25 protein-coding genes are annotated in these 24,901 nt (G+C 75.2%); 15 read left to right on the plus strand and 10 right to left on the minus strand.

All coding sequences use genetic code 11. The features are described 5' to 3' along the window. The first annotated feature begins 38 nt into the window (after positions 1-38). The 5 genes from moaA (at position 39) to EJK16_RS17785 (ending at position 5,732) form a co-directional block, all read left to right on the plus strand. A complete protein-coding gene (gene moaA / locus EJK16_RS17765; protein WP_127131765.1) occupies positions 39-1,190 on the plus strand; it encodes a GTP 3',8-cyclase MoaA in 1,152 nt (383 codons plus the stop codon). A gap of 1 nt (position 1,191) precedes the next feature. Further along, a complete protein-coding gene (locus EJK16_RS17770) occupies positions 1,192-1,524 on the plus strand; it encodes a MoaD/ThiS family protein (RefSeq protein WP_240646147.1) in 333 nt (110 codons plus the stop codon). A gap of 196 nt (positions 1,525-1,720) precedes the next feature. Beyond that, complete coding sequence (locus EJK16_RS17775; RefSeq protein WP_127131767.1) at positions 1,721-4,165, plus strand: DMSO/selenate family reductase complex A subunit; 2,445 nt, start codon at positions 1,721-1,723, stop codon at positions 4,163-4,165. Positions 4,166-4,179: 14 nt separating this feature from the next. Further along, positions 4,180-4,797 carry a DMSO/selenate family reductase complex B subunit gene (locus EJK16_RS17780; RefSeq protein WP_127131769.1) on the plus strand — a complete coding sequence of 206 codons (618 nt, stop codon included), beginning with the start codon at positions 4,180-4,182 and terminating at the stop codon, positions 4,795-4,797. 2 nt (positions 4,798-4,799) lie between these two features. After that, positions 4,800-5,732 carry a DmsC/YnfH family molybdoenzyme membrane anchor subunit gene (locus EJK16_RS17785; RefSeq protein ID WP_127131771.1) on the plus strand — a complete coding sequence of 311 codons (933 nt, stop codon included), beginning with the start codon at positions 4,800-4,802 and terminating at the stop codon, positions 5,730-5,732. Between the two features lie 63 nt (positions 5,733-5,795). On the opposite strand, the gene EJK16_RS17790 is transcribed toward EJK16_RS17785, so the two are convergent. Genes EJK16_RS17790 through EJK16_RS19940 form a run of 3 tightly spaced genes read right to left on the minus strand, consistent with a single transcriptional unit; the run spans position 5,796 to position 6,876 of the window. After that, entirely contained in the window at positions 5,796-6,260 is a 465-nt protein-coding gene (locus EJK16_RS17790; protein WP_127131773.1) for a molybdenum cofactor biosynthesis protein MoaE, read from the minus strand. Next, complete coding sequence (locus tag EJK16_RS17795) at positions 6,257-6,559, minus strand: DUF6457 domain-containing protein (RefSeq protein WP_205739830.1); 303 nt, start codon at positions 6,557-6,559, stop codon at positions 6,257-6,259. Before EJK16_RS17795 ends, EJK16_RS17790 begins: the two co-directional genes overlap by 4 nt. Beyond that, positions 6,556-6,876: a carboxymuconolactone decarboxylase family protein gene (locus EJK16_RS19940; protein ID WP_205739831.1), complete on the minus strand. Its 321-nt coding sequence runs from the start codon at positions 6,874-6,876 to the stop codon at positions 6,556-6,558. The genes EJK16_RS17795 and EJK16_RS19940 overlap by 4 nt, the downstream gene beginning before the upstream one ends. Before the next feature lie 190 nt (positions 6,877-7,066). Here EJK16_RS19940 and EJK16_RS17805 point away from each other — a divergent pair, with 190 nt between their 5' ends. Both EJK16_RS17805 and EJK16_RS17810 read left to right on the plus strand, forming a co-directional pair. After that, positions 7,067-7,780: a molecular chaperone gene (locus tag EJK16_RS17805; protein ID WP_127131778.1), complete on the plus strand. Its 714-nt coding sequence runs from the start codon at positions 7,067-7,069 to the stop codon at positions 7,778-7,780. Further along, entirely contained in the window at positions 7,777-8,865 is a 1,089-nt protein-coding gene (locus tag EJK16_RS17810; RefSeq protein WP_127131780.1) for a 4Fe-4S dicluster domain-containing protein, read from the plus strand. Before EJK16_RS17805 ends, EJK16_RS17810 begins: the two co-directional genes overlap by 4 nt. Positions 8,866-8,900: 35 nt before the next feature. Here EJK16_RS17810 and EJK16_RS17815 read toward each other — a convergent pair whose 3' ends face one another. From EJK16_RS17815 to EJK16_RS17835, 6 genes are all read right to left on the minus strand, one after another. Continuing rightward, positions 8,901-9,530, minus strand: a complete 630-nt coding sequence (locus EJK16_RS17815; RefSeq protein WP_127131782.1) for a hypothetical protein — start codon at positions 9,528-9,530, stop codon at positions 8,901-8,903. Then, the gene (locus EJK16_RS17820) at positions 9,527-10,366 is read right to left on the minus strand and encodes a DUF4097 family beta strand repeat-containing protein (protein ID WP_127131784.1); all 840 of its coding nucleotides are present in this window, start codon (positions 10,364-10,366) and stop codon (positions 9,527-9,529) included. The genes EJK16_RS17815 and EJK16_RS17820 overlap by 4 nt, the downstream gene beginning before the upstream one ends. Positions 10,367-10,398: 32 nt before the next feature. Next, complete coding sequence (locus EJK16_RS17825; protein WP_127131786.1) at positions 10,399-11,373, minus strand: zinc-binding dehydrogenase; 975 nt, start codon at positions 11,371-11,373, stop codon at positions 10,399-10,401. Between the two features lie 183 nt (positions 11,374-11,556). Beyond that, a complete protein-coding gene (locus EJK16_RS20675; RefSeq protein ID WP_370276103.1) occupies positions 11,557-11,631 on the minus strand; it encodes a 50S ribosomal protein bL37 in 75 nt (24 codons plus the stop codon). Between the two features lie 96 nt (positions 11,632-11,727). After that, positions 11,728-12,054: a mycothiol system anti-sigma-R factor gene (gene rsrA, locus EJK16_RS17830; RefSeq protein WP_127131787.1), complete on the minus strand. Its 327-nt coding sequence runs from the start codon at positions 12,052-12,054 to the stop codon at positions 11,728-11,730. Then, positions 12,051-12,779, minus strand: coding sequence for a sigma-70 family RNA polymerase sigma factor (locus EJK16_RS17835; RefSeq protein WP_127131789.1), 729 nt, complete (start codon positions 12,777-12,779; stop codon positions 12,051-12,053). Before EJK16_RS17835 ends, rsrA begins: the two co-directional genes overlap by 4 nt. 165 nt (positions 12,780-12,944) lie before the next feature. On the opposite strand from EJK16_RS17835, the gene EJK16_RS17840 reads away from it, so the two are divergent. From EJK16_RS17840 to EJK16_RS17875, 8 genes are all read left to right on the plus strand, one after another. Further along, on the plus strand, positions 12,945-13,439 hold the full coding sequence (locus EJK16_RS17840; protein WP_127131791.1) for a DoxX family protein: 495 nt from the start codon (positions 12,945-12,947) through the stop codon (positions 13,437-13,439). Between the two features lie 99 nt (positions 13,440-13,538). After that, on the plus strand, positions 13,539-14,897 hold the full coding sequence (gene aroA, locus EJK16_RS17845; protein WP_127131793.1) for a 3-phosphoshikimate 1-carboxyvinyltransferase: 1,359 nt from the start codon (positions 13,539-13,541) through the stop codon (positions 14,895-14,897). A 33-nt stretch (positions 14,898-14,930) separates the two neighbouring features. After that, the gene (gene rsgA, locus EJK16_RS17850) at positions 14,931-15,962 is read left to right on the plus strand and encodes a ribosome small subunit-dependent GTPase A (protein ID WP_127131795.1); all 1,032 of its coding nucleotides are present in this window, start codon (positions 14,931-14,933) and stop codon (positions 15,960-15,962) included. A gap of 128 nt (positions 15,963-16,090) precedes the next feature. Continuing rightward, positions 16,091-16,897: a histidinol-phosphatase gene (gene hisN / locus EJK16_RS17855; protein ID WP_127131797.1), complete on the plus strand. Its 807-nt coding sequence runs from the start codon at positions 16,091-16,093 to the stop codon at positions 16,895-16,897. A 156-nt stretch (positions 16,898-17,053) separates the two neighbouring features. After that, positions 17,054-19,576: a family 1 glycosylhydrolase gene (locus EJK16_RS17860; RefSeq protein ID WP_164737405.1), complete on the plus strand. Its 2,523-nt coding sequence runs from the start codon at positions 17,054-17,056 to the stop codon at positions 19,574-19,576. Further along, positions 19,573-19,884 carry a hypothetical protein gene (locus tag EJK16_RS17865; protein WP_127131801.1) on the plus strand — a complete coding sequence of 104 codons (312 nt, stop codon included), beginning with the start codon at positions 19,573-19,575 and terminating at the stop codon, positions 19,882-19,884. The genes EJK16_RS17860 and EJK16_RS17865 overlap by 4 nt, the downstream gene beginning before the upstream one ends. A 137-nt stretch (positions 19,885-20,021) precedes the next feature. Next, positions 20,022-21,233 carry an exonuclease SbcCD subunit D gene (locus EJK16_RS17870; RefSeq protein ID WP_127131803.1) on the plus strand — a complete coding sequence of 404 codons (1,212 nt, stop codon included), beginning with the start codon at positions 20,022-20,024 and terminating at the stop codon, positions 21,231-21,233. Beyond that, positions 21,233-24,340 (plus strand): AAA family ATPase, encoded by a 3,108-nt coding sequence (locus EJK16_RS17875; RefSeq protein WP_127131805.1) that lies wholly within the window; start codon positions 21,233-21,235, stop codon positions 24,338-24,340. Before EJK16_RS17870 ends, EJK16_RS17875 begins: the two co-directional genes overlap by 1 nt. A 77-nt stretch (positions 24,341-24,417) precedes the next feature. Here the strand turns inward: EJK16_RS17875 and EJK16_RS17880 are convergent, their stop codons facing one another. Beyond that, a complete protein-coding gene (locus EJK16_RS17880) occupies positions 24,418-24,888 on the minus strand; it encodes a hypothetical protein (protein WP_127131807.1) in 471 nt (156 codons plus the stop codon). Between the last annotated feature and the right edge of the window lie 13 nt (positions 24,889-24,901).

The raw sequence follows: 24,901 nt of genomic DNA on the forward strand, positions 1-24,901 counted from the left end.
GCCGTGAGGTCCCAGGCGAGGCTGGCTACAGTGGGGCAATGCCAGTCGAGCTCGGCCTCCCCCGCCCGCGCACCGCGGCGCCACGGGCCCCCGCACCCCCGGCCTCCCGCGGCGCGACGCCCGGGGCCGCCGGCGCGGCCGCGTCACCGGACGTCGCCGGCCGGCCCGCCACGCCCAACCTGGTCGACCGGTTCGGTCGCGTCGCGCACGACCTGCGCGTCTCGCTGACGGACCGGTGCAACCTGCGCTGCGAGTACTGCATGCCGGCCGAGGGCTTCGACTGGCTGCCCACCCCGCAGGTCCTCTCCGACGACGAGGTCGTGCGCCTCATCACGGTCGCCGTCGAGCACCTGGGCATCCGGGAGGTGCGCTTCACCGGCGGGGAGCCGCTGCTGCGCAAGGGCCTCGAGCGCATCATCGCCGCCACCACCGCGCTGCGCACGGACCAAGGACTCGTCCCCGACGTGTCGCTGACCACCAACGCCCTGGGCCTCGCCCGCCGTGCCGAGGCCCTGGCCGCCGCGGGCCTGACCCGGGTCAACGTCTCGCTGGACTCCGTGGACCGGCAGACCTTCGCGACCCTGACGCGCCGCGACCGCCTGCCCGACGTCCTCGCCGGCGTCGCGGCCGCGGCCGCCGCCGGCCTTGCGCCCATCAAGATCAACGCCGTGCTCATGCGCGGCCTCAACGACGCCGAGGCCCCCGACCTGCTCGCCTTCGCCCTCGAGCGCGGCTACGAGCTGCGGTTCATCGAGCAGATGCCCCTCGGGCCGCCGGAGGCGTGGCACCGCGGGGACATGGTCACGGCCGAGGAGATCCTGGCCCGGCTGCGCACCCGGTTCGAGCTCACCGCCCCCGACCCCACCGAGCGCGGCGCCGCCCCGGCCGAGCGCTGGACCGTCGCCCCGGCCGACGGGCTGCCCGGCGGCACCGTCGGGATCATCGCGTCCGTCACCGAGCCGTTCTGCGCCGCCTGCGACCGCACCCGGCTGACCGCGGACGGACAGGTGCGCACGTGCCTGTTCGCCCGCACCGAGACGGACCTGCGTGCCCTGCTGCGCGCCGGCGCCGACGACGCCGCGCTGGCGGACCTCTGGCGCGGGGCCATGTGGGGCAAGCTTCCCGGCCACGGCATCGACGACCCCGGCTTCCTGCAGCCCCAGCGCCCCATGAGCGCAATCGGAGGATGACATGAGCACCACCACCCACCGCCCCGCCGGCCACCCGGGCGGCGTCGGCACGCACGCCGACGCCCCCGCCCTGACCGTCCACGTGCGCTACTTCGCCGGCGCGGCCGAGGCGGCCGGCGCCGCCGCGGAGACGCTCGCGCTCCCCGCCGGCGCCACGGCGGCCGACCTCCTCGCCGCGATCCGCGCCGCCCACGGGCCCGCCGTCGGGCGGGTGCTGGAGATCTCCAGCCTGCTCGTCGACGGCACCGTCCGCGAGGACCACGCCGCCCCGCTGGGCGCCGCGGCGACGACGGTCGTGGGCGTCGACGTCCTCCCGCCCTTCGCGGGCGGCTGAGCCGCGCCGAGCGACCACGAAGGCCCCGCCGTCCGCCAGGACGGCGGGGCCTTCGACGTCCGGCCGACGGCGGGGGTGTCGCCGTCCGGCGCCGCGTGTCAGGACCATGGCCCTACGGATCGGCGCCGCGGGCCCCGCACGATGAACAGGTCCCCCCCGCTTCCCGCGGGCACCCTCCCGCCGAGAGGACCGCACCATGTCCCAGACCACCCACACGCCGACCGGCCAGGTCCCGCGCCGATCGTTCCTGAAGTGGTCGGCGGCGGCCGGCGGCGGCGCCGCCGTCGCGGGCGCCGGCGCCTACTTCGGCGTCATCCCCGGGGTGGGCCCGGCGGGCGCGGCGACCGCGACGTCCGGCGTCGACAAGACGGTCTGGTCCTCCTGCAACGTCAACTGCGGCTCCCGCTGCCCCCTGCGCATGCAGGTCAAGGACGGGCAGATCGTCCGGGTGCTGCCCGACGACACCGGCGACGACGAGATCGGCACCCAGCAGATCCGCGCCTGCGTGCGCGGCCGGTCCATCCGCCACCGGATCTACAACCCCGACCGGCTCAAGACCCCGATGCGGCGCAAGGCCGGCACCAGGCGCGGCGCCGGCGAGTGGGAGGAGATCAGCTGGGAGGAGGCCTTCGACGAGATCGCCGGCACCATCCAGCGGCTCGTCAAGGACTACGGCAACGAGTCGATCTACCTCAACTACGGCACCGGCACCATCGGCGGCACCATCGCCTGCAGCTGGCCGCCGATCGCCACGCCCTTCGCGCGGCTGATGAACTGTGTGGGCGGCTACCTGAACCACTACGGCGACTACAGCGCGGCGAACATCGAGCAGGCCGCGCCGTTCACGTTCGGCTCGTGGATCGGGTCCAACTCCTTCGACGACGCGAAGAACTCGCAGCTGCAGGTCATGTTCGGCAACAACCCTCACGAGACGCGGATGAGCGGCGGCGGGGAGACGTTCGTCACCCAGCAGACGAAGAAGCTCAGCGACGTGCGGACCATCGTCATCGACCCCCGCTACTCCGAGACCGCGATCGGCGTCGCCGACGAGTGGGTCCCGGTGCGTCCCGGCACCGATGCCGCGCTGGTCGCCGGCATGGCGCACGTGATGATCACCGAGAACCTCCACGACCAGGCCTTCCTCGACACCTACTGCCAGGGCTTCGACGAGGACCACATGCCGGCGGGCGTCCCGGCCGGGAGCTCCTACCGGGCCTACATCCTCGGCGAGGGCCCGGACAAGACCGCCAAGACGCCCCAGTGGGCCGCCTCGATCACCGGCGTCCCGGCCGCGACGATCACCCGGCTGGCGCGCGAGATCGCCGGCGCGAAGCCGTGCGCGATCACCCAGGGCTGGGGCCCGCAGCGCAGCGCCAACGGCGAGAACCAGGCCCGGGCGATCTTCACCCTGGCGGCCATGACGGGGAACATCGGTATCCCCGGCGGCGGCACCGGCGAGCGCGAGGGCTCCTACTCCCTGCCCATGGCCAACCCGTGGGTCACCACCAACCCCGTGGAGACGTCGATCTCCGTCTTCGGCTGGACCGACGCCGTCGAGCGCGGCCCGGAGATGACGGCGTTGGCGGACGGCGTCGTCGGCAAGGACAAGCTCGACGTGCCGATCAAGATGATCTGGCAGTACGCCGGGAACGCCCTGGTCAACCAGCACGCCGACATCAACCGCACCGTCGCGCTCCTGGAGGACGACACCAAGTGCGAGTTCATCGTCGTCATCGACAACCAGATGACCGTCTCCGCCCGGTACGCCGACATCCTGCTGCCGGACGTGTCCAACGCCGAGCAGCTCGACGTCGTCCAGCAGGGCAGCGCCGGCAGCATGGGCTACACCATCATCGCCGACCAGGTCATCGAGCCCCTCTACGACTGCCGCACCACCTACGAGATGTGCACCGAGATCGCCCGGCGCCTGGGCGTCGAGCAGCAGTTCACCGAGGGCAAGACCCAGGAGGACTGGGTGCGCCAGGTGGTCGACGAGAGCCGCGAGGCCATCCCCGAGCTGCCCTCCTTCGAGGACCTGCGCGAGATGGGCGTGTGGAAGGTCAAGGGCGAGAGCTACATCGGCCTCCAGGACTTCCGCGCGGACCCGGTCGCGAACCCGCTCACCACCCCGTCGGGGAAGATCGAGATCTTCTCCCAGCCGCTGTGGGAGATGTCCCAGACCTGGGAGCTGCCCGAGGGCGACAAGATCACCGCGGTCCCCGAGCACATCGCGACGTGGGAGGGCGCCGAGGAGGCGCGGGCCAGCGCGCGGTACCCGCTGCAGTGCATCGGGCACCACTACAAGCAGCGCACCCACTCCACGTACGGCAACGTCGACTGGATGAAGGAGGCCCACCCCCAGATGGTGTGGGTCAACACGCTCGACGCCCAGGCGCGGGGCATCGCCAACGGCGACACCGTGCAGGTCTTCAACGACCGCGGCCGCATCGAGCTGCCCGCCCGGGTTACCCCGCGCATCGCGCCCGGGGTGGTCTCCGTCCCGCAGGGCGCCTGGTTCACCCCCGGCGCGGACGGCGTGGACCGCGGCGGGTCCGTCAACACGCTCACCAGCTGGCACCCGACGGCGATCGCCAAGGGCAACGCCCAGCACACCACCCTCGTGAACATCGAGAAGGCCTGAAGGTAGGAACGATCATGGTCCAGCAACTCGGTTTCTCCTTCGACCAGACCCTGTGCAACGGCTGCAAGGCCTGCTCGGTGGCCTGCAAGGACAAGAACGACCTGCCCGTCGGGGTGACGTGGCGCCGCGTCGCGGAGTACTCCGGCGGCACGTGGCAGCAGGACGGCGACACGTTCGTGCCCAACGTCTTCGCCTACTACACCTCCATCTCCTGCAACCACTGCGAGAACCCGGTCTGCGTGCAGGTGTGCCCCACCACCGCGATGACCGTCGGCGAGGACGGCATCGTGACCGTCGACGACGACAAGTGCGTCGGCTGCCGCTACTGCGAGTGGGCCTGCCCGTACTCCGCGCCGCAGTTCAACCCGGCGACCGGGCACATGACCAAGTGCGACATGTGCGCCGACTACCGCGCCGAGGGCGAGGACCCCGCGTGCGTGGCGGCCTGCCCGTCCCGCGCCCTGGGCTGGGGGCCCATCGACGAGCTGCGCGCCGAGCGCGGCACCCTCGCCGGCGTCGAGCCGCTGCCGGACCCCTCGATCACCCGTCCCCGCCTGGTCATCACGCCCCACCGTGACGCCCAGCCCTCCGGCACCGGCACCGGCGCCCTGGCCAACCCCGAGGAGCTCTGAGCATGAACATCCACGAGCTGCCGATGATGATCTTCACGATCGCCGCCCAGATGTGCGTCGGGGCGTTCGTCGTCCTCGGCGTCATCCAGGTCGTCGCCGCACGCCGCTACGGCAAGGACGCCATCGACAAGGTCACCGACCCCGCGCTCTACGCGATCGGCCCCGTCATGGTCTTCGGGCTGGTCGCCTCGATGTTCCACATGAACGACGTGACCAACACCCTCAACGTCATCCGCCACGTCGACTCCTCCTGGCTGAGCCGGGAGATCCTCTTCGGCAGCGGCTTCGCCGGCCTGGGCTTCCTCTTCGCGGCGGCCCAGTGGTTCAAGTGGGGCACCACCCGGCTGCGGCAGGCCCTCGCCCTGGCCACGGCCGCCGTCGGCCTCGGCCTGGTGTTCTCGATGTCGATGATCTACTACTCCCTCGTCACGGTCCCGGCGTGGCACACCTGGGCCACGCCCGCCCAGTTCTTCACCACCGCGTTCCTCCTCGGCGCCCTGGCCGTCGGCGCGGCGCTGACCGGCACGGTGATGTGGCGCCGCCGGGCGGCCGAACAGGCCGGCACGCAGGTCACCACGGACCCGCGCGCTGTGGGGCTGCTCACCTCGTCGCTCAAGGGCATCGGCGTCGCCGCCGTGGCCCTCCTGGGCGTGGAGTTCCTCATCATCCCGCTGCACGTGTCCGCGCTCTCGGCCGCCGGCGGCGCGGCCGCCGAGTCCGCCGCAGTGTTCTCCGGCGCGTGGTTCGTCGCGCGGCTCGTCCTGGTCTTCCTCGGCGCGGGCCTGCTCGCGGTGTTCCTGTTCCGCCACGCCTCGACGAAGTCCAGCCCCCGCACGCTCGCCGTGCTGGCCACCACGGCCTTCGCGCTCGTCCTCGTCGGCGAGTTCATCGGCCGGTCGCAGTTCTACGACTCGATGATCCGCATCGGCATGTAGCCGCTCGGACGCCACGGGCCCGCATCGGTAGCCGGTGCGGGCCCGTGCGGCGGGAGGCGACGCTCAGGCGCTGCCCGTCCACTCGTGGGTGCCGCCTTCGAAGACCTGCCGCTTCCACACCGGCAGGCGGCGCTTGATCTCCTCCACCAGCTCGGCGGTGGCGGCGAACGCCTCGGCGCGGTGCGCCGCGGAGACGGCGGCGGCCAGGGCGACGTCGCCGACCGCGAGCACGCCGACGCGGTGGACGACGGCGAGCGCGTCGATCGGGAAGCGTGCGGCGACGTCGGCGGCCACCTCGGCGACCAGCGCGTCCGCGCTCGGGTGGCCGACGTACTCGATCTCGGTGACGCTGCGTCCGCCGTCGTGGTTGCGCACGACCCCGCCGAACGTGACCACCGCACCCGCCGCGTCGTCCTCGACGGCCCTGGCGCACTCGGCGACCTCGACGGCGGCGGCCCGCACCTCCGCCAGCGCCACGCGACGCGCGGGCGGGGTCAGGCGGGCCGGGGCCCCCTCGTTCGCGCTCACGCCGCCGGGCCTTCCTCGCCCGGCTCCCACGCCTGGACCAGGCGGTGGACGGCGGCGACCTTCTCCGCCACCGCCCGGGCCTGCGCCGGGCCGTCGGCCGCCGTCGCGCCGGCCAGTCCGACCAGGAATGCGGTCAGCGGCGCGCCGGGGCGGGTGGGTCCGTGGGCGACGTCGCTGATGAGCGCGAGCAGCGCCGTGGCGTTGACGTCCATGACGGCGCGGTCGACGCCGAGCTCGGCGCACACGGCGTCGAGCCAGCGGTTCATGGCGGCCATCTTCGCGGTCTCGTCGCCCCTCACGCCTCCTCCCCCACGACCTCGGTCAGCCACTGCCATGCGGCGACCGTCGCCGGGAAGCCCCGCGTGGTCAGGCCGAGCAGCACGACCTGCTCCACCTCGGCCCGGCTCGCCCCCGCGGACAGCGCCTTGCGCACGTTGGAGCGCACCGCCCCGTCCGACTGCGCGCCGACGGCGATGCCGAGCTTGACCAGCCGGATGGTCCTCTCGTCGAGCGGGCCTGCGGCGTCGACCGCGGCCGCGACGGCGTCGTGGCGCTGGACGACCTCGGCGAAGCGCTCACGGAAGCTGACATAGACATCGGGGAGGTGTTCGGACACGGGGGCTCCTTCACGGACGACGCCGGACCCTGGTGCGGCCCGGACCCGACCATCGTGGCACAGCGCCGCCGTCCGCTCCGCGCCGGCTTCCACCCCGCCCGGCCGGTGTGGGGCCAAGGGCCCAGGGCACGCGCACGTCCCCGAGCGACCATGGATCGCGGCCACATCGACCGCCGAGGAGGGGACCGTCATGACCATGACCATCGAGCCGGACCGTCGCGCCGACGTTCAGGTGCGCCTGCCCGCGCCGCCGGCGTTACTGGCCGACCGCGGCACGCTCGCCGCGCGCCTGGACGAGTTCGCCGCCGCCTTCACGACCCTCTCGCAGCTGCTCCTGGCCGCGCCGGACGGCGAGGTCCTCGACCGCGTGCGCGACCCGGAGCTGCTCGCGCAGTGGCCGCTGCCGCAGGACCCGGACTGCCGCCGAGGCCTCGCGCTCCTGGCAGAGTCCGCGACCGCCGGGGAGGATACGGCGCTCGTCCGGCGGGACTACAACCGGTTGTTCTTCGGGCCGGAGCGGATGAAGGCGCCGCCGTACGAGTCCGTGCACCGCTCGGAGGAGCACCTCCTGTTCGAGGCGGTGACGATGGAGGTGCGCGCGTCCTACGCGGCGTTCGGCCTCGTGGCGCCGCGGCTGCACCGGGAGCCCGACGACCACATCGGCCTCGAGCTGGGCTTCGTCGCGGCCCTGTGCGTGCGGGCGCTGGACGCCCTCGACGCCGGCGACGACGGCGAGCTGGACCGCCTGCTCGACGGCATCATGACGTTCCTGCGCGAGCACCTGCTCGCCTGGGCCCCCGCGTGCCTGACCCAGGCCGCGGGCGCGTCCACCACCTTCTTCTACCAGGGGGTCGCGGCGCTGGGGCTGGGCACGCTCGCCTGCGCCCGCGCCGCCTTCCGATGAGCGCCGGGCCCGGCCTGCGCGGCGTGCAGGGCTGGCTGCGGCACCAGCCCGCGGCCCTCGACCTCGAGCTCGTGTGCGCCGAGCACCCCTCCCCGAGCCGGGGCGCGGCGGCGACCACCGTGATCCGGCTCGCGACGTGCGCGGACGAGCTGCCGCTGCACGAGCTCGCCGAGCTGTTCACGCTCGGCGCGGCCCGGGTGCGGGTGCGCCTGGACGGGTGCGCCCGCGCGGACGCCGCCCGGGACCACCTCGCCCCCGTGGCCGCGGTGCTGCGCGCGGCGGGCACCGACAGCCTCGACGTGGACGGGTGGGACGGGTCCGGCGGCGCGGCTTCCTGCGTCGACGGGTCCGGCGGCGAGGGGACCGGCGGCGAGGGGACCGGCCTGGACGCCGGGCCACACGCCGTGGGCGACCGAGCGGCCGGCCGCCGGGGTCCGACGCGCCAGCCCCGCGCCCGCCGTCGTCCCGTCCTCGAGGCCGCGCACATGCCCGTGGCGCGCCGCCAGCTGCTGGGGCTGGGTGGCCGCGCGCCCAGCGACCTGCCCGCGCAGTACCTGGACCCGCACGAGCGCCTCGTCGCCGCGGTCCGGGCGCTCGTCCCGGCCGGCGCGCCGGGACTGGCACAGCTGGACGGTCCGGCGGCGCGTCTGACGGCGCACGGCTGCGCGGGCTGCGGCGTGTGCGTGCAGGCGTGCCCCGCCGATGCCCTGCGGCTGCGCCACGGCGGGGACGGCGGCCTGGCCATCACCACGCTGCTGCAAGCCCCGGCCGCCTGCGACGGCTGCCGGCGCTGCCTCGACCTGTGCCCCTCGGACGCCCTCGCGTCGACGGGTGCGTGGCCGTGGTCCCAGACGCTCCTCGACACCGAGGCGCCGGTGGCCACGCTGACGACGGCGCGGTGCGAGCGGTGCCGGACCCGCTTCCCGAGCACGACCGGCGCGCCGCTGTGCGCCGTGTGCGACTACCGCCGGCGCAACCCGTTCGGCTCCACGACGGCGCCCGGGATGCAGGCGCCCGCGCCCGGGTTGCCGACTCCCGCGCCGGGGGTGCGCCTCGGGGCGGGGCAGCGCGTGCTCGCGCGGTAGCTGCGCCCGGCCCTGGGGCCGCGCGCACCCAGCGCCTACTCCCCGAGCACCGCGCGCTGGTAGTCCTTGCCGCTCTCCACGGAGAGCACGGCCAGCACCAGGCGGCCCAGGGTGCGCGAGATCTTCGCCTCGGCGCCCTGGGCCAGGCGCCCGCCCAGCGCGGGGAGCACGGGGACGAGGTGCGCGTCGATGACCTCCCGCTCCCGCGCGCGCAGGGCCTTGCCGCCGGCGAGGTCCCCGCGTGCCCAGGCGTCGGCCTCCTCGCGGCACAGGTCCGCCACGCGGCGCACGTGCTCCACCACGGCGGCGTCGGGGGCGACGAGCGTGGCGTGGTCCCGGGCCAGGGCGGCGACGTCGGCGTCGAGCCCGCGGCGCTCGGCTCCGCGGGCGTACACGTCCAGGTTCAGCAGGTCCCCGACGAAGATCTGGGCGTCGTCCCCGAGCCAGCGGGCGCCGGCGCGCCACAGCGCCGCCTGGTCGCCGGCGCGCAGCCGCGCCACGGCCTCCTCGTCCATGGTCAGCACCTCGGCCACGGCGTCCCAGCTGCCCGCGCGGTCCCGGGACGCCTGCGCGACCTGGGCGGTGAACGCGCTCACGGAGTCGTCCACCGGGCCGGGAGCGGGCTCCCACGCGCCGGCGGGCTGCGCACCCGGTCCGGCGCTCACGGCCGGGCCTCCGGCGTGATCGTGCCCGGCGTCGAGGGGGACGCCGGGCGCCGCTCGACGGCGAGGGCACCCGAGACGGAGCGGGTGGTGAGGAAGCACACGTCCGCACCGGAACGGTCGTCCACGGTGGTGGCGCCCAGGCCCGCAGAGCGCCGGTCGGCGCCGTCCACGCGCACCGCGCCGGAGAGGCTCCGCGCCGTCAGGGAGAGCCCCGTCCCGGCGGGCAGGGTCACGTGCATCGCCCCGGAGACCGTCGCCAGGTCGACCATGGACGCGGACGAGGTGGTGGCGACGTCCACGGCGCCCGCGACGCTGGTGACCTCCACCCGCGGCAGCTGGCCCGCGACGGTGGTGCGCCCGGCCGCGGTGCTCACCCGGACGGGGCCGTCGTGGCCCTGCACCGAGATGGCGCCCGACGCGGAGCGCAGCGCCGCCGCCCCGCGGCTGGCGCTGACGGCGAGGTGCCCGCTGGCCGTGGAGAGGGAGACGTCCTCACCCACCCCGGAGACGTGCGCGTCCGCGACCGCGGTGGCGACCGTGACGGCCGTGCCCCGGGGGACGAGGACCCGCAGCCGGGCGGTGTCCGTGGAACGGAAGGAGCGCAGCCGCTTGACCCAGCCGTCCCAGCCGAGGAACGGGTAGCCGATGGTGAGCCGGCCGTCCTCGACGGTCAGCTCGAGGGGGTTGCCGCTGACCTCCTCGACGGCGACCTGGACGTGTCCGGCGTCGTGGCCCTCGACCGTGACCTCACCGGCCACCAGCTGCACCCGCAGGGCGGCGACGTCCTCGACGTCGTGCGTCGACGGGCCGGGAACGATCCAGGAGCGTGTTGCCATGCCCCCGACCCTACTGGCCGACCGCCCCGGCCCTACCCGTCGAGCCGGACGGCGATCTTGCCGGCGACGTCGCCGGCGTCCATGCGGCCCAGGGCGTCGCCGACCCGGTCGAGCGGCACCACGCTGTCCACCACCGGCCGCGCGCCGGTGGCGACGAGCATCCGCTGCAGGGCGGCGAGCTGCGCCAGGGTGCCCATCGTCGTCCCGGCGACCCGCAGGGACCGGAAGAAGATCCGGCTGAGCTCGGCCGGGGGCATGGCCCCGGAGGTGGCGCCGGCGAGGGCGACGGTCCCCCCGGGGCGCAGCGCCATGAGGGAGTGCGACCAGGTGGCCTCCCCCACGGTCTCGACGACGGCGTCGACCTGCTCCGGCAGGCGCGCCCCCGTCTCGAAGGCGGCGTGGGCGCCCAGCTGGAGGGCACGCGCACGCTTGGCCTCCGTGCGGGACGTCACCCACACCCGCAGGCCCGCCGCTCGGCCCAGGACGGTCGCGGCGGTGGCGACCCCGCCGCCGGCGCCCTGGATCAGCACGGTGCTGCCCGGCCGGAGGGCGGCGGCGTCGAAGAGCATGCGGTAGGCGGTCATGTACGCGGTGGGCAGGCAGGCGGCCTCCTCCCAGGACAGGTCGGGGTCCTTGGGGACGATGTTGCCGGCGGGCACCCACACGCGCTCGGCCAGCGTGCCCGGGTGTAGGTCGGAGAGCAGGGTGCGCCTGGGGTCGAGGGTCTCGTCCCCGGCCCAGGCGGGGCTGGTGATGACGGCGTGGACGATCACCTCGGTGCCGTCCTCGAGCACGCCGGCCGCGTCGGTGCCCAGCACCATCGGCAGGCGCTCGGCGGGCAGGCCCACGCCGCGCAGCGAGAAGAGGTCGTGATGGTTCAGCGACGCCGTCCGGACCGTCACGGGCACCCAGCCGGGCGCGGGCGCACCCGGGTCGGGCAGCTCGCCCACGCGCAGCCCGGCGAGCGGGTTCTCGGGGTCCTGGGTCAGGGCGTAGGCGCAGCGCACGGGGCTCACCCTAGGGCCGTGCCCGCCCCCAGGGAGGCGGCCCCGGGGACGGCGGGCGCGCGGCCCCGGGGATGAAGGTCCAGGTCGCCCGGGGACGACGGGCGAGGCGGCCCGGGACGACGAAGGGCCGGTCACCGTCGGTGACCGGCCCTCAGGCGCGCGCGGACCGGGTCCGCGCGGTGCTCAAGCGTTGGGACGCTTGCCGTGGTTCGCGCCACTGGTCTTGCGGGAACGGCGCTTACGACCGCGCTTGCTCATGGCTATCTCCTGTTACTCGTGGTCGTCCGCCGACCGACGGGCGAAATCTCGCCGCCCATGGTCCCACACTTCGGGTGCGGGTCCGTCCTCGGACGCTTAGTCGGCGGCCCGGATCCCTGTGACCCGCAGCACGCTCAGCTGGGACTCGACGCGCAGGCGCAGCGAGGAAGGTGCGACCTCGGCGCAGGAGCGCCGCACGATCGAGCGGATGTGCTGCTCGGCGTCGGCGGCCTCGTGGCACGTGGGGCAGTCCTCGGCGTGCGCGCGGAACCGGGCCTCCTGGTCCTCGTCGAGCTCGGAGTCGAGGAACTCCATGAGGTTGTCGAGGAGCTCCTCACAGGTGCACTGCCGCTCCTTGCCGCCGGCCTGTGCGAGCAGTGCCTGCTCCGCCCGGTCGACGAGGTCGCGTTGCTCGTCCGTCATGCCTTCGCCTCCGTCCGCATGCCCAGCTCGTGCGCGTGGTCGATGAGCAGCTCACGCAGCTGGCGCCGCCCACGGTGCAGCCGGGACATCACGGTCCCGATCGGCGTGCCCATGATCTCGGCGATCTCCTTGTAGGCGAACCCCTCGACGTCGGCCAGATACACCGCGATGCGGAAGTCTTCCGGCAGCTGGTTGAGGGCGTCCTTGATCTCGTTGTCGGGAAGCTTGTCCATCGCTTCCGTCTCGGCCGAGCGCAGCCCGGTCGAGGTGTGCGAGGCGGCTCGGTGGATCTGCCAGTCCTCCACCTGCTCCGCGTCCGACTGCAGCGGCTCGCGCTGCTTCTTGCGGTAGGTGTTGATGAAGGTGTTGGTCAGGATCCGGTAGAGCCAGGCCTTGAGGTTGGTGCCGGGGCGGTACTGGTGGAACGCCGCGTAGGCCTTGGCGAAGGTCTCTTGCACAAGGTCCTCGGCGTCGGCGGGGTTGCGGGTCATCCGCATCGCAGCGCCGTAAAGCTGGTCCAGGAAGGGCAGTGCGTCGCGCTCGAAGCGGGCCGACCGCTCGGCGTCTGACTCACCGTCGGGTGCTCGGTCGAGGTCGCCCTCGTGGCTCTGGCTCATCAGCATCGAGGGTAGCCCGGCGGACCGGGAAACGACTCCTGGCCAGCTCCCCAATGGCGTCGCCGGGGCGGCGTCCGGCCGCGGCGCGGTAAGGAGCAGACTGGTCATGTGGGGTGTAACTGCGCCCGGGCGATGTTCATTCCGCCGAGGGCGAAGGACGCACGGGGGCAGGGCCGGGTCCGCACCCGGCCGACCGCCCGGACGGGCGTTTTCACCCGGCCCGGAGGCGCCCATCAGGTCGCCATCGGCCGTCCGGTGCGGTAGTCATGTGACATGAGCCTCGTCAGCCCCCTCGCCCGCCCCCTGCTCGCCTCCGCCTTCGTCGCCGACGGCCTCGACTCGATCCTTCGCCCGGACAAGCACGCGGCGAAGTTCCGGCGGGTCGAGCCCGTCCTGACGAAGTTCGGGGTCCCGGCGGCACTGACGTCCGACGCCCGGACGCTCGCCCGGGTCTCCGGCGTCGTCACGACGCTCTCGGCGCTCATGCTGGCCACCGGCCGCAGGCCGCGCACGTCCGCCCTCACGCTCGCCGTGATGAACATCCCCCTCACGCTGGTGAACAACCCTGTCTGGGACGCTTCGGGCCAGCAGCGCCAGGAGTACCTCTCGGGCCTGCTCCGCGGCCTGAGCGTGGCGGGCGGCCTGCTCTACGCCGCCGCGGACCGCGGCGGGAAGCCCTCGCTGGGCTGGCGCCTCGGGCAGGCGCGCGAGCACCGCACCGAGCTGCGCCAGGTGAAGGCGGCGGTGCGGGAGCAGTACGCAGACTGAGCCCGGCCGGTTGGTGACGGCCCGCGGCGGGCCCCACGGTGGCGCCGGCGGCCGGGACGACCCGGGCCCCGTGTGGGCGGCACCTACTACCCTCGCACCATGACGCTGCCCGAGACTCCCTGGCCCGCGCCGCTCGCCACCGCACCGCTGGCGACGCAGGTGGACGTGCCCGGGTCGAAGTCCCTGACCAACCGCTACCTGCTCCTCGCGGCCCTCGCGTCGGAGCCGACCGAGCTGGTCCGCCCCCTGCACTCGCGCGACTCCGCGCTGATGGTCGGCGCCCTGCGCGCGCTGGGCACCACGGCCGAGCCCAGCGGTGACGACGGCCTCCTCCTGACGCCAGGCCCGCTGCACGGCCCCGCCATGATCGACTGCGGCCTCGCCGGGACGGTCATGCGGTTCATCCCGGCCCTCGCCGCGCTGGCCGACGGCGAGGTCCGCCTCGACGGCGACACCCGCGCCCGCGAGCGCCCGATGGCCCCGGTGGTCGAGGGCCTGCGGGATCTCGGCGCGCAGATCGACGCGGCCACGAACGCCGCCGGCGAAGCCGTGCTGCCCCTCACGGTGCACGGGACCGGATCCCTGCCCGGCGGGGCGGTGGACGTCGACGCCTCCTCCTCGAGCCAGTTCGTCTCCGCGCTCCTGCTGGCCGCGCCGGCCTTCGACGCCGGCGTCGACCTCCGCCACACCGGCGCCACGCTGCCCTCCGTGCCGCACATCGCCATGACCGTCGCCGTCCTGCGCGAGCGAGGCGTCACGGTGGACGAGCTGGACGCCGACGGCGCCGAGGCCGGTGGCAGCACCGGCCGGGCGCCCACCCGCTGGCGGGTGCACCCCGGCCCAGTCGCCGGCGGGCGGATCGTCGTCGAGCCGGACCTGTCCAACGCCGGTCCCTTCCTGGCTGCGGCCCTCGCCGCCGGCGGCACCGTCCGCGTGCCGCGGTGGCCGTCGCGCACCACGCAGGCCGGGGACGGGCTCCGTGACCTGCTGACCCGCATGGGCGCCGACGTCGCCCTGGACGGCGGCACCCTCTCGGTCACCGGGCCGGCGGACGGGCGCATCCAGGGCCTGGACGCGGACCTGCACGACGTCGGCGAGCTCGCCCCGACGATCGCCGCGCTGTGCGCCCTGGCCGAGACGTCCTCACGGCTGCGCGGCATCGCGCACCTGCGCGGGCACGAGACCGACCGGCTCGCCGCGATCGTCACGGAGATCAACCGCTTGGGCGGGCGGGCGCGGGAGACCGAGGACGGCGTCGAGATCGACCCGGCGCCCCTGCACGGTGCCACCGTCGAGACCTACCACGACCACCGCATGGCCACGTTCGCGGCCATCATCGGCCTGCGGGTACCGGGCGTGGAAATCGTCGACGTGGAGACGACCGCCAAGACGCTGCCCGACTTCCCCGCCATGTGGCACGCCATGCTGGTGCCGCAGCCCGCCGGGGCTGGGCGATGAGGCGGGGCGAGTGCTGAGCAAGGGGGCACGCTGATGGGCCGGGACACCGGGACGGACGACGACCGGGTGCGGGTGCGTCCCAACCCGCGCGGCACCCGTCCCCGGACGAAGAACCGTCCCGAGCACGCCAACGCCACCGGTGCCCTGGTGCTCGGCGTCGACCGGGGCCGCTACCACCTGCTGCTCGACGACGGCACCCGCGTGGTCGGCATGAAGGCCCGCGAGCTCGGCCGTGGGGCGCGGACCGCCGTCGTCGTCGGGGACCGGGTGGGCGTGGTCGGGGACGTCTCGGGCCGCAAGGACTCCCTCGCGCGGATCGTGCGGGTCGAGGCGCGCAGCTCCGTGCTGCGCCGCTCCGCCGAGGACGGCGACGCCCCTGGGGTCGAGCGGGTCGTCGTCGCCAACGCGGACCAGCTCCTCATCGTCACCGCGCTGGCGGACCCGGAGCCCCGTCCCCGCATGGTGGACCGGTGCCTGGTCGCGGCCTACGACGCGGGCATGGAGCCCGTGCTGTGCCTGACCAAGTCGGACCTCGCCGACCCGGCGCCGTTCCTCGCCCAGTACGCGGCGCTGGAGGTGCCGGCGCTCGTGACGTCGATCGTGGGTGACACGATCGTCGGGCTCGAGGCGGTGCAGGAGAAGCTGGCGGGCCGCGTCTCCGTGCTCATCGGCCACTCGGGCGTCGGCAAGTCCACCCTCGTCAACGCCCTGGTGCCGGACGCCTACCGGGCCACCGGCGGCGTCAACCTCGTCACCGGTCGCGGGCGGCACACCTCCTCCTCCGCCGTCGCGCTCGCGCTGCCCGGCGGCGGGTGGGCCATCGACACCCCCGGGGTGCGCTCCTTCGGGCTCTCGCACGTCGACGCCGAGAGCCTCCTGCGTGCCTTCGCCGACCTGAGCGCGGTCGCGGCCGAGTGCCCCCGCGGGTGCACGCACGCCGCCGACGCGCCGGACTGCGCGCTGGACGAGTGGGTCGCCTCGGGGACGGCCGGGCCCGCCGGTGAGGCGCGCCTGGTCTCCTTCCGCCGGCTCCTGGCCGCGAAGAACGGCACCGCCGAGGCCTGAGCGCCGCCGCCGCTCCCACTACACCTTCCGGTGCCGGCCGGAACAGCTCAGGGTCGGACCGGAACGCCCGCCGCCCTGACCGGAGCGCCGCGCCGGGCGGGCCGGGCCGCCGCGATACGGTGCCACGCATGAGCACGCTCGGCGCCAGCCGTTTCACCGACGACCTGCGCCTCGCGCACGTCATCGCCGACCAGGTCGACGGCCAGACGATGGCCCGCTTCGGCGCCCTCGACCTCGTGGTCGAGACCAAGCCCGACCTCACACCCGTCTCGGACGCCGACCGCAGCGCCGAGGAGATCGTCCGCGCGCAGCTGGCGCGCACCCGCCCGCGCGACTCCGTGCTCGGCGAGGAGTTCGGCGTGTCCGGGCACTCCCAGCGCCAGTGGATCATCGACCCGATCGACGGGACGAAGAACTTCGTGCGCGGCGTGCCCGTGTGGGCCACGCTCATCGGGCTTGTGGAGGACGGCGAGGTCGTCGTCGGCGTGGTCTCCGCGCCCGCGCTGAACCGGCGCTGGTGGGCCGCCCAGGGCGCGGGCGCGTGGACGGGACGCGCCCTCTCCGCCGCCCGGCAGATCCACGTCTCGAGGGTCCCCGAGCTCGCCGACGCGTCCCTGAGCTACTCGAGCCTGGACGGATGGGCCGAGCGCGGCAGCCTGCGCTCCTTCCTCGGCCTGGCGCAGCAGGTGTGGCGCACCCGCGCCTACGGCGACTTCTGGTCCTACATGCTGGCGGCCGAGGGCGCCGTCGACATCGCGTGCGAGCCCGACCTCGAGCTCTACGACATGGCGGCCCTGGTGCCGATCGTCACCGAGGCCGGCGGGCGCTTCACCAGCCTCGACGGCCGGGACGGGCCGTGGGGCGGCAGCGCCGTCGTCACCAACGGCCTGCTGCACGACGCGGTCCTGGCCCAGCTCGCGTCGCAGGACGACTAGCCCGGGGCGCTGCCGCAGACGCGCGCGCGCCCACCATTCGACACGTGTCCCCGTTCCGGTGGCCGACGGCTGGCCCGCGTGCGACGGTCGTCCTCCAGCAGTGTCCCGGGGGTCCGTCACGGCCGCGGGCCTATCGGAAGGACCGCCATGGGGGAAGTGAGCGCTCTTGACCCCTTGCTGCCCCGGGGACGGACCGTCGTCGGCGGTTTCGAGAGCACGTACCTGCCCGCCTTCGGCGTCGACGCGCTCGACCTGACGCATCACGCGCAGAACTGGCGCGGCGACCTGGACGCCCTGCTCGACGCGGGCGTCCGCCACCTGCGCTACCCGCTTCGGTGGCACCGCATCGAGCCGGGGCCCGGCCAGTTCGACTGGCGCGAGACCGACGCCGTCCTCGGCCACCTGCGCGACCGCGGCGCCACGGTGATCGTCGACCTGGTGCACCACACGAGCTACCCGGACTGGCTGGTCGACGGCTTCCGCAGCCCCCGGTTCGGCCCGGCGTTCCTTCGCTACGCCGAGGCGGTCGCCACGCGGTACCCGTGGCTGCCCGCCTACACGGTCTTCAACGAGCCGTTCGCGACGCTGTTCCTCGCCGGCCACCAGGGCCTGTGGCCGCCCTACGACACGGGCGACGCCGGGTTCGCGAGGCTGCTGCGCTCCGTCCTGCCGGCCGTCGTGCAGGCGGCCCGCGCCTTCGAGGACCTCCTCCACCGCGCCCACCACGTCTGGGTGGACACCGCCGAGCACCACACCGGGACCGGGCCGGGCCACGAGCACGCGCTCCTGTCCAACGACCGCCGCCACGTGGTCCTCGACCTCGCGCTGGGCCACGACCTCGACCCCGCACGGCCCTACCTGCGGCGCCTCGTCGAGGCCGGCGGCGAGTCCCTGCTGGACCTGACGCCGCTGCGGGTCCACCTGCTCGGCCTGGACTACTACTCGCACTCCGAGTGGTTCTACGACGACGCAGGCGGCCACGCCCCCTCTCCCCGGCCCGTCGGGTTCGCCCGGGTCGCGGAGCTGTACGGCCGCCGCTACGGGCTGCCGATGATGCTGAGCGAGACGAACCTGCGCGGCCTGCCGTCGGACCGCGTCTCGTGGCTGCGGCACATGCTCGAGCAGTACGAGGTCGCACTCTCCCGCGGGGTGGACCTGCGCGGGTTCTGCTGGTTCCCGCAGGTCGACTCCTGCGACTGGGACACGCTCCTGGCCCTGTGCCGCGGGCGGGCCGACCCGGTGGGGGTCCTCAGCCTCGGCGCGGACGGGTCCAGGAGGCGGTCGGTCCTCACCGAGGCGTGGGAGGCCGTCGTCGCCGGCGCCCGGCACGAGGACCTGCCCGCCTACCGGTTCCAGCCGCCGTGCGACGCGCAGCTGGCCGGGCTCACGCCCCTCATGTCCCACTGGCCGTGGCGGGAGCCGCCGTGGCCGGAACGAGTGCCGCCGCTGCGCGTGAGCACCCGAGAAACCGAAACGGACGCGCCGCCGGCCGGCGCGCCGAGCGTGCAGGAGGTGAATGCGGTGGAGTCTGACCTTCCCCCCGACCTTGTCGTCATCTCGCACCTGCGATGGCCCTGGGTGTGGCAGCGGCCGCAGCACCTCATCTCCCGGCTGGCGCGGCTGCGCACCGCGGGCGGCGCCCGCACCTACTTCGTCGAGGAGCCCCTGCCCACCGACGTCGCACACGCCGTCCTGCGCAGCGAGGAGCTCGGCGACGTCACGCGCGTCTGGCTGGAGGTCCCCGGCTCGGAGGAGGAGATGCCGTCGCCCAACTTCGACGACCCCCGCGCCACCGGCTACGGCGACCTCCTCGCGGGCATGGTCGCGCGCCGGGGCCGGCCCGCCTCCCCCGACGCGTGGCTCTACACCCCCATGGCCCTGGACCTCGCGCGGCACCTCGAGCCCGGCCGGGTCGTCTACGACGTCATGGACGACCTGTCGTCGTTCCTCAACGCCCCGAAGGGCCTCACCCTGCGCCAGCAGCGGCTGCTGGCCACGGCGGACGTCGTCTTCACCGGTGGCCGCTCGCTGCACCGGTCCGTGAGGGCGCGCCGCCAGCACGACGTGCACCTCTTCCCCAGCGGGGTGGAGTCCAGCCACTTCGAGGCCGCTCGTGCGCTGCGCCGGGCGCGGCCCGGGCGGGTCGCGGGCTACGTCGGGGTCTTCGACGAGCGCATCGACCTGGACCTCCTCGCCACGCTCGCCGCTCACCTGCCCGACTGGACCATCCAGATCGTCGGGCCGATCTTCAAGATCGAGGAGTCCGCGGTCCCGAGGGCGGCCAACATCGACTACGTCGGGATGACGCCCTACGAGCGGCTGCCGGAGGTGATGGCCGGCTTCGACGTCGCGCTCATGCCGTTCGCGCTCAACGAGGCGACCCGGTCCATCAGCCCCACGAAGACGCTGGAGTACCTCGCGGCCGGGCTCCCCGTGGTGTCGACGCGGGTGGCGGACGTGGTGGCGGACTACTCCTCGGTGGTCCACCTGGCCGACGACGGGGTCGGGTTCGCGGCCGCCTGCCGGCGGGTGGTCGAGCACGACCGCGGCGACCGGGACCGTCGGCTCCGCCCGATCCTCGCGCGACAGCAGTGGGACACCATCGCCGCGGGCATGGCCCGGTTGCTCGAGGCGACCACGGTGCGCGACGCGGTGGCCGGCGGGGAGGCCACCGCATGAGCACCTGGCGGGCGCAGGCACGGCCCACCCGGCTGGCGGAGGACATGGACGCGGCGCACCGCCTCGGCGTCGGCGCCGCCTCCGCGGGCCTGCAGGACGCGGCGCTCGGGGCCGCCCGGCTCACCGGCGACGGCGTGCCCCTGCTCGCCGACGCCGCCGTGTCCTCCGCGACGCCGTTCCTGCGCGCCCCCCTGCTCAGCCGCATCTCGCGGGCGCTGGCGCTGCACCCTCCGGGGGGCGACCCGGAGGACACCTGCCCGACGTGCGCGGCGCCCGTGCCGTGCGCGACGGCGCGGGCGCTCACCTGACACGGGGCTGAGGCCCCGGCCGGCCCGCGGGTCGGACCGGTCGGCGCCCGGACGGGTCCGCGAGACACGCCACGGATCCGGGGACGCACCCACAGGCCTGGCGGGGGATGTCGGTGGCCGGGGTTACGGTCGCAGCCATGAGGATCCTCCACACCTCCGACTGGCACCTGGGCCGCACCCTCCATGGCGTGGACCTGCACGGCGCCCACGAGGCCTTCCTCGACCACCTGGTCGAGCTGGTCCGCGCGGAGCGGGTGGAGGCCGTGGTGGTGGCCGGCGACGTCTACGACCGCGCGGTTCCCCCGGTGCCCTCGGTCGAGCTGCTCTCCGACGCCCTCGCGCGACTGAGCGCACTCACCCGTGTGGTCCTCACCCCCGGCAACCACGACTCCGCCGCCCGGCTGGGCTTCGGCTCCGCCCTGTACCGCGACCGCCTCTCCGTGCGCTCCCTGATCTCGGGCATCGGCGAGCCGGTCGAGATCCCGGGAGCCGACGGCGGCACCGGCGCGCTGGTCTATGCCCTGCCCTACCTGGACCCCGACATGAGTCGCGACGCCCTGGCCGGCCCGGAGGTGGACGAGGACGGGACGCCGGTGCGCCCGGCCCGCTCCCACGAGGCCGTCACTGCCGCCGCGCTGCGCCGGGTCCGCGCCGACCTGGGCGTCCGCCGCGCCGGCGCCGCCGCGCGCGTGCCCGCCGTGCTCGTCGCGCACGCCTTCGTCACCGGCGGCGCGGCGAGCGAGTCCGAGCGGGACATCCGCGTCGGCGGCGTGGACTCCGTCCCCTCCGGGGTGTTCGGCCCCGCCGACGGCCTCGACTACGTCGCCCTCGGCCACCTGCACGGCCCCCAGCGGGTCGGGCGCGAGGGGACCGACCCCGTGATGCGCTACGCCGGGTCCCCGATCGCGTTCTCCTTCTCCGAGCAGCACCACCACAAGTCCACCGCCCTGATCGACCTCGGGGCCGACGGCGTGCGCACCACCCAGCTCATCCTCGCGCCCGTCCCGCGACCGCTCGCCGACGTCAGCGGCACCCTCGAGCAGCTCCTCGGCCCCGCGTTCGAGGACCGGGCCGGGAGCTGGCTGCGCGTCACGGTCACCGACGACGTCCGCCCCGAGCAGCTGTGGGCGCGGGTCACCCGCCGCTTCCCCCACGCCCTCGTGGTCCAGCACCAGCCCGCCCGGGCGCGTGAGCGCGCCCAGGCCGCGGCAGTCACGGCCACCCAGGACCCGCTGGAGGTCGCGGCCCAGTTCCTCCACGCCGCCGGCGGCCGCGCCCCGGACGACGCCGAGCTGGCGGTGCTCCGCGGCGCCTACGAGTCCGTCCTCGCGAACCAGAGGAGCGCCTGATGCGCATCCACCGCCTCACCCTCGAGGCCATCGGCCCCTTCCCCGGCCGGCACACCATCGACTTCGACGCCCTCTCCGCGGGGGGCCTCTTCCTCCTCGAGGGCCCGACCGGCTCGGGCAAGTCCACGCTCATCGACGCCGTGGTCTTCGCCCTGTACGGGAAGGTCGCCGGCGCCGAGGCCTCGGACGACCGCCTGCACTCCGACCACGCCGCACCGGACGTCGAGCCGTTCGTCGAGCTCACCTTCTCTACCGCGGCGGGCATCTACCGGGTCTGGCGCTCCCCCGCGTTCCAGCGCCCCAAGAAGCGCGGTGGGGGCTTCACCGCCCAGAACGCCCGCGCCAAGCTGTGGCGGCTGGCCGAGGTGGACACCGCCGACGGCGGGGAGGGCGGCGGCGAGCCGATCTCCGCCCACGTCCAGGAGGTCGGGGGCGAGCTGGGCCGGATCGTAGTCCTCGACCGCGCCCAGTTCACCCAGACGGTCGTGCTGCCGCAGGGCCAGTTCGCCTCCTTCCTCCGGGCGAAGCCCGAGGACCGCCGCGCGGTGCTCCAGGACGTCTTCGGCACGGAGGTCTACGAACAGCTGCAGAAGCAGCTCGCCGAGATGGCCCGCTCCGCCCGCGCCGCCGTCGAGCGGGCGAGCGTCCAGATCGGCGCGGCGACGGCCGCCTTCGTGAGCACCGTGGGGCGCGCCGCCGACGACGAGGGGTCGCTGACCGGGCCGGCGCGGGCCCGGGCGGACCAGCCGGAAGCCGACGCGGAGGACGACGTGACGGTGCTCCTCGCCGCCGCGGAGACCCTCGACGGTGACGTCCTGACCGAACGCACGGCGCAGGTCTGCTCCGCCGCCGCCGCGGCCGCCGACCGGGCCCGGGAGGCCGAGCACCTTTCGGCGGCCGCCGAGCTCGCGGCCCGCGGGCGCCTCGACGCCGAGCGAGGCCTCGCGGCCAGGATCGAACGCCGCACCTCGCTGCTCAAGGAGCACGAGGCCCTCCTCGGCCGCGCCCCGGAGGTGGGTGCCGCGGCGGCCCGGCTGGACCTCGGCCGCCGCGCCGGGACGGTCACCGCGGCGCTGCGCGCCCACGCCGACACGGCCCTGCTGACCGAGCGCACGCGCGCGGCATGGGACCTGGCCGTCGACGAGGCGCGGCGCGGCCCGCACGCCGACCTTCTCGACCGCACGGACGGCGGCACCGACGTCCCGGCACTCCTCGCGGTCCACGACGCGGCAACGGCCGAGCAGGGCGCGCTCCTCGAGCTCGTCGAGCTCGAGGCGCAGCTGCCCCGGGCCGAGGAGGCGGCGGCCGCCACGCTGCGCAGCATCGAGGCGAGCGCCGAGGCCCTGGCGGAGGCGGAGCAGATGCTCGCCGACCGGCCGGCGCTCCGGCTCGAGCTCGCGGGCAGCCTCGAGCAGGCGCGACGCGCCGCCGCGGAGGAGCCCGCGGCGCGCGCCGCCGCGCAGGCCGCCCGCGGGGTCCTGGAGGCGGCCGCCGCCGCCCAGACCCTGTCGGCGCAGGTCGTGGCGGCCGAGACAGACGTGGCCGCCGCCGCGGTCCGCGCCCGTGAGGCCCTCGACGTCGAGCACGCGGTGCGCACACGCTGGGTCGACGGGATGGCCGGTGCCCTCGCCGCCGGGCTGGAGACGGGACGGCCGTGCGCCGTGTGCGGGTCGCCGGAGCACCCGCGGCCCGCCACCCCCTCCCCCCAGCACGCCAGCACCGAGCAAGTCGAGGCCGCAACCGCCGCCCGGGAGAGCGCCGACCGGGACCTCGGCGCCGCCCGGACCGCGCTCACCCGCTTCTCCGAGCAGCTCGCTGCCGCACGCCGCGCCGCGGAGGACCGGAGCGTGGACCAGGCCGGCGCGGAGCTGGCGGACGCGGAGGCACGCGTCACGACGGCCGCCGCCGCGGCGGCCCTCGCGGCCGACCTCGAGCCCCGGCTCGAGGCCTTCGACGCCGAGACCGCCGCCCTGTCGGCCTCGGTCACCGGGGACCGCTCCAGCCTCGCGGTGCGCCGCGAGGGCCTGGCCGGGATGCGCAGGCAGCTCGCCGCCGACCGTGACCGGTGCGTCAGGGCCCGCGGGGGCGCCGACTCCGTGACGGCACGCGCCCGGTCCCTCACGGCACGGTCCCGCTGCGCGCGGGCGCTGCTCGACGCCCGGCGGGAGCTGCTCACCGCCGAGGAGGCCGCCGCCCAGGCGGCGGCACGCCTGCGGCAGGGGCTGGCCGACGCGAGCCTGCCCGATGCGGCCGCCGCGCGCGCCGCCACCCTGCCCGCCGCAGAGATCGGCGCGCTCGAGCGGCAGGTCTTCGACCACCGCGCGGCCCTCGACCGGGTCGCCGCCGGGCTCGCCGAGCCGGAGATCGCCGCCCTCTCGGGCACCGAGACGGCCGACGTCGGCGCCGCACAGGACGCGCACCGGCTCGCGCTGACCGCCCTCACCGAGGCCACCCGCGCGGCCAGCGTGGCGCGCGGGCGGGCCGACCAGGCGACGTCCGCGCGGGAGGACCTCCTCGCCGCCCTCGCGGGGCACGCGGAGCGGTCCCGGGAGGCCGCGCCGCTGCTGCGGACGGCCAACCTCGCCAACGCCGGGGACGGCAACGAGACCTCGACGACGCTGGCGACCTATGTGCTGCTGCGCCGCTTCGAGGACGTGGTGGCCGCGGCCAACGAGCGCCTGGCCACGATGTCCGACGGGCGCTACGCGCTTGAACGGATCGACGAGCGCGAGGGCGGTCAGCGCTCCCGGAAGGCCGGTCTGGGCCTGCAGGTGCGTGACCACCTCACGGAGTCGCCGAGGGACCCGCACACCCTGTCCGGCGGGGAGACGTTCTACGTCTCGCTGTGCCTGGCGCTGGGCCTCGCGGACGTCGTGCGCTCCGAGGCGGGCGGCATCGAGCTCGGCACGCTCTTCGTCGACGAGGGGTTCGGATCCCTGGACCCGGCCACGCTCGACGCGGTCATGGGCGAGCTGGGCAAGCTCCGTGAGGGCGGCCGGGCCGTCGGGATCGTCTCGCACGTGACGGAGCTGAAGGCGCGCATCGCGGAGCGGATCGAGGTGCGCCGGCTCCCCTCGGGCGCCTCGACCCTGACCGTGCGGTCGTAGGGGCACCCGCCGGGCCGCCGGACCGCGACCGTTCCGCGGCCCCCGGCTCAGACCGCGACAGTTCCGCGGCCCCCGGCTCAGCCCGCGGCGAGCTCGCGGCGCAGGTCGTCGAGCTCGAGGATGTCGAACCAGAGCAGGTCGCGGTCCGCGGCCCGCTCCAGCGCGTGGTCGTCCCCCGCGGCGGCGGCCGCGACGTCCTCCACCGCCTCGGTCTCGTCCACGTGCAGGGCGACGACGCGTGACCAGGCCACGGGCGCGACGAGCTCGACTGCGGTGGGCAGCTGCTCCTCCCCCAGGACCTCCGGGGGGAGCACCGACGTGTCGGGCACGTCCGCGGCGACGACGATGCGCCGGGCGACCGAGCCGTCCGCGGCGATGAGCTCGACCGACGCGTCGGCGGCCGCCAGCATCGCCACGAGCTCGAGTCCCTCGTCGTCCTCCTCGGGCATCTCCGCGCGCAGGGCCGCGGTGACGGCGTGCGCCCATCGCGGGGTGATCCCCGCGGTGTTGTCCAGGTCGGCAGCGGTGGCAGGCAGGTAAAGGCGCATGCCCCTAAGTCTC

This window comes from Georgenia sp. SYP-B2076, from assembly GCF_003991205.1.
Taxonomy (GTDB): Bacteria; Actinomycetota; Actinomycetes; order Actinomycetales; family Actinomycetaceae; genus Georgenia.

Coding starts and splice junctions, on each gene's coding strand:
- rsgA (WP_127131795.1), top strand. CDS start 14,931: ATGGGCCGGGACACCGGGACGGACGACGACCGGGTGCGGGTGCGTCCC.
- EJK16_RS17840 (WP_127131791.1), top strand. CDS start 12,945: ATGAGCCTCGTCAGCCCCCTCGCCCGCCCCCTGCTCGCCTCCGCCTTC.
- EJK16_RS17780 (WP_127131769.1), top strand. CDS start 4,180: ATGGTCCAGCAACTCGGTTTCTCCTTCGACCAGACCCTGTGCAACGGC.
- EJK16_RS17775 (WP_127131767.1), top strand. CDS start 1,721: ATGTCCCAGACCACCCACACGCCGACCGGCCAGGTCCCGCGCCGATCG.
- hisN (WP_127131797.1), top strand. CDS start 16,091: ATGAGCACGCTCGGCGCCAGCCGTTTCACCGACGACCTGCGCCTCGCG.
- EJK16_RS17785 (WP_127131771.1), top strand. CDS start 4,800: ATGAACATCCACGAGCTGCCGATGATGATCTTCACGATCGCCGCCCAG.
- moaA (WP_127131765.1), top strand. CDS start 39: ATGCCAGTCGAGCTCGGCCTCCCCCGCCCGCGCACCGCGGCGCCACGG.
- EJK16_RS17865 (WP_127131801.1), top strand. CDS start 19,573: ATGAGCACCTGGCGGGCGCAGGCACGGCCCACCCGGCTGGCGGAGGAC.
- EJK16_RS17880 (WP_127131807.1), bottom strand. CDS start 24,888: ATGCGCCTTTACCTGCCTGCCACCGCTGCCGACCTGGACAACACCGCG.
- EJK16_RS17820 (WP_127131784.1), bottom strand. CDS start 10,366: ATGGCAACACGCTCCTGGATCGTTCCCGGCCCGTCGACGCACGACGTC.
- EJK16_RS17770 (WP_240646147.1), top strand. CDS start 1,192: ATGAGCACCACCACCCACCGCCCCGCCGGCCACCCGGGCGGCGTCGGC.
- EJK16_RS17875 (WP_127131805.1), top strand. CDS start 21,233: ATGCGCATCCACCGCCTCACCCTCGAGGCCATCGGCCCCTTCCCCGGC.
- EJK16_RS17835 (WP_127131789.1), bottom strand. CDS start 12,779: ATGACCAGTCTGCTCCTTACCGCGCCGCGGCCGGACGCCGCCCCGGCG.
- EJK16_RS17810 (WP_127131780.1), top strand. CDS start 7,777: ATGAGCGCCGGGCCCGGCCTGCGCGGCGTGCAGGGCTGGCTGCGGCAC.
- rsrA (WP_127131787.1), bottom strand. CDS start 12,054: ATGACGGACGAGCAACGCGACCTCGTCGACCGGGCGGAGCAGGCACTG.
- aroA (WP_127131793.1), top strand. CDS start 13,539: ATGACGCTGCCCGAGACTCCCTGGCCCGCGCCGCTCGCCACCGCACCG.
- EJK16_RS17805 (WP_127131778.1), top strand. CDS start 7,067: ATGACCATGACCATCGAGCCGGACCGTCGCGCCGACGTTCAGGTGCGC.
- EJK16_RS17870 (WP_127131803.1), top strand. CDS start 20,022: ATGAGGATCCTCCACACCTCCGACTGGCACCTGGGCCGCACCCTCCAT.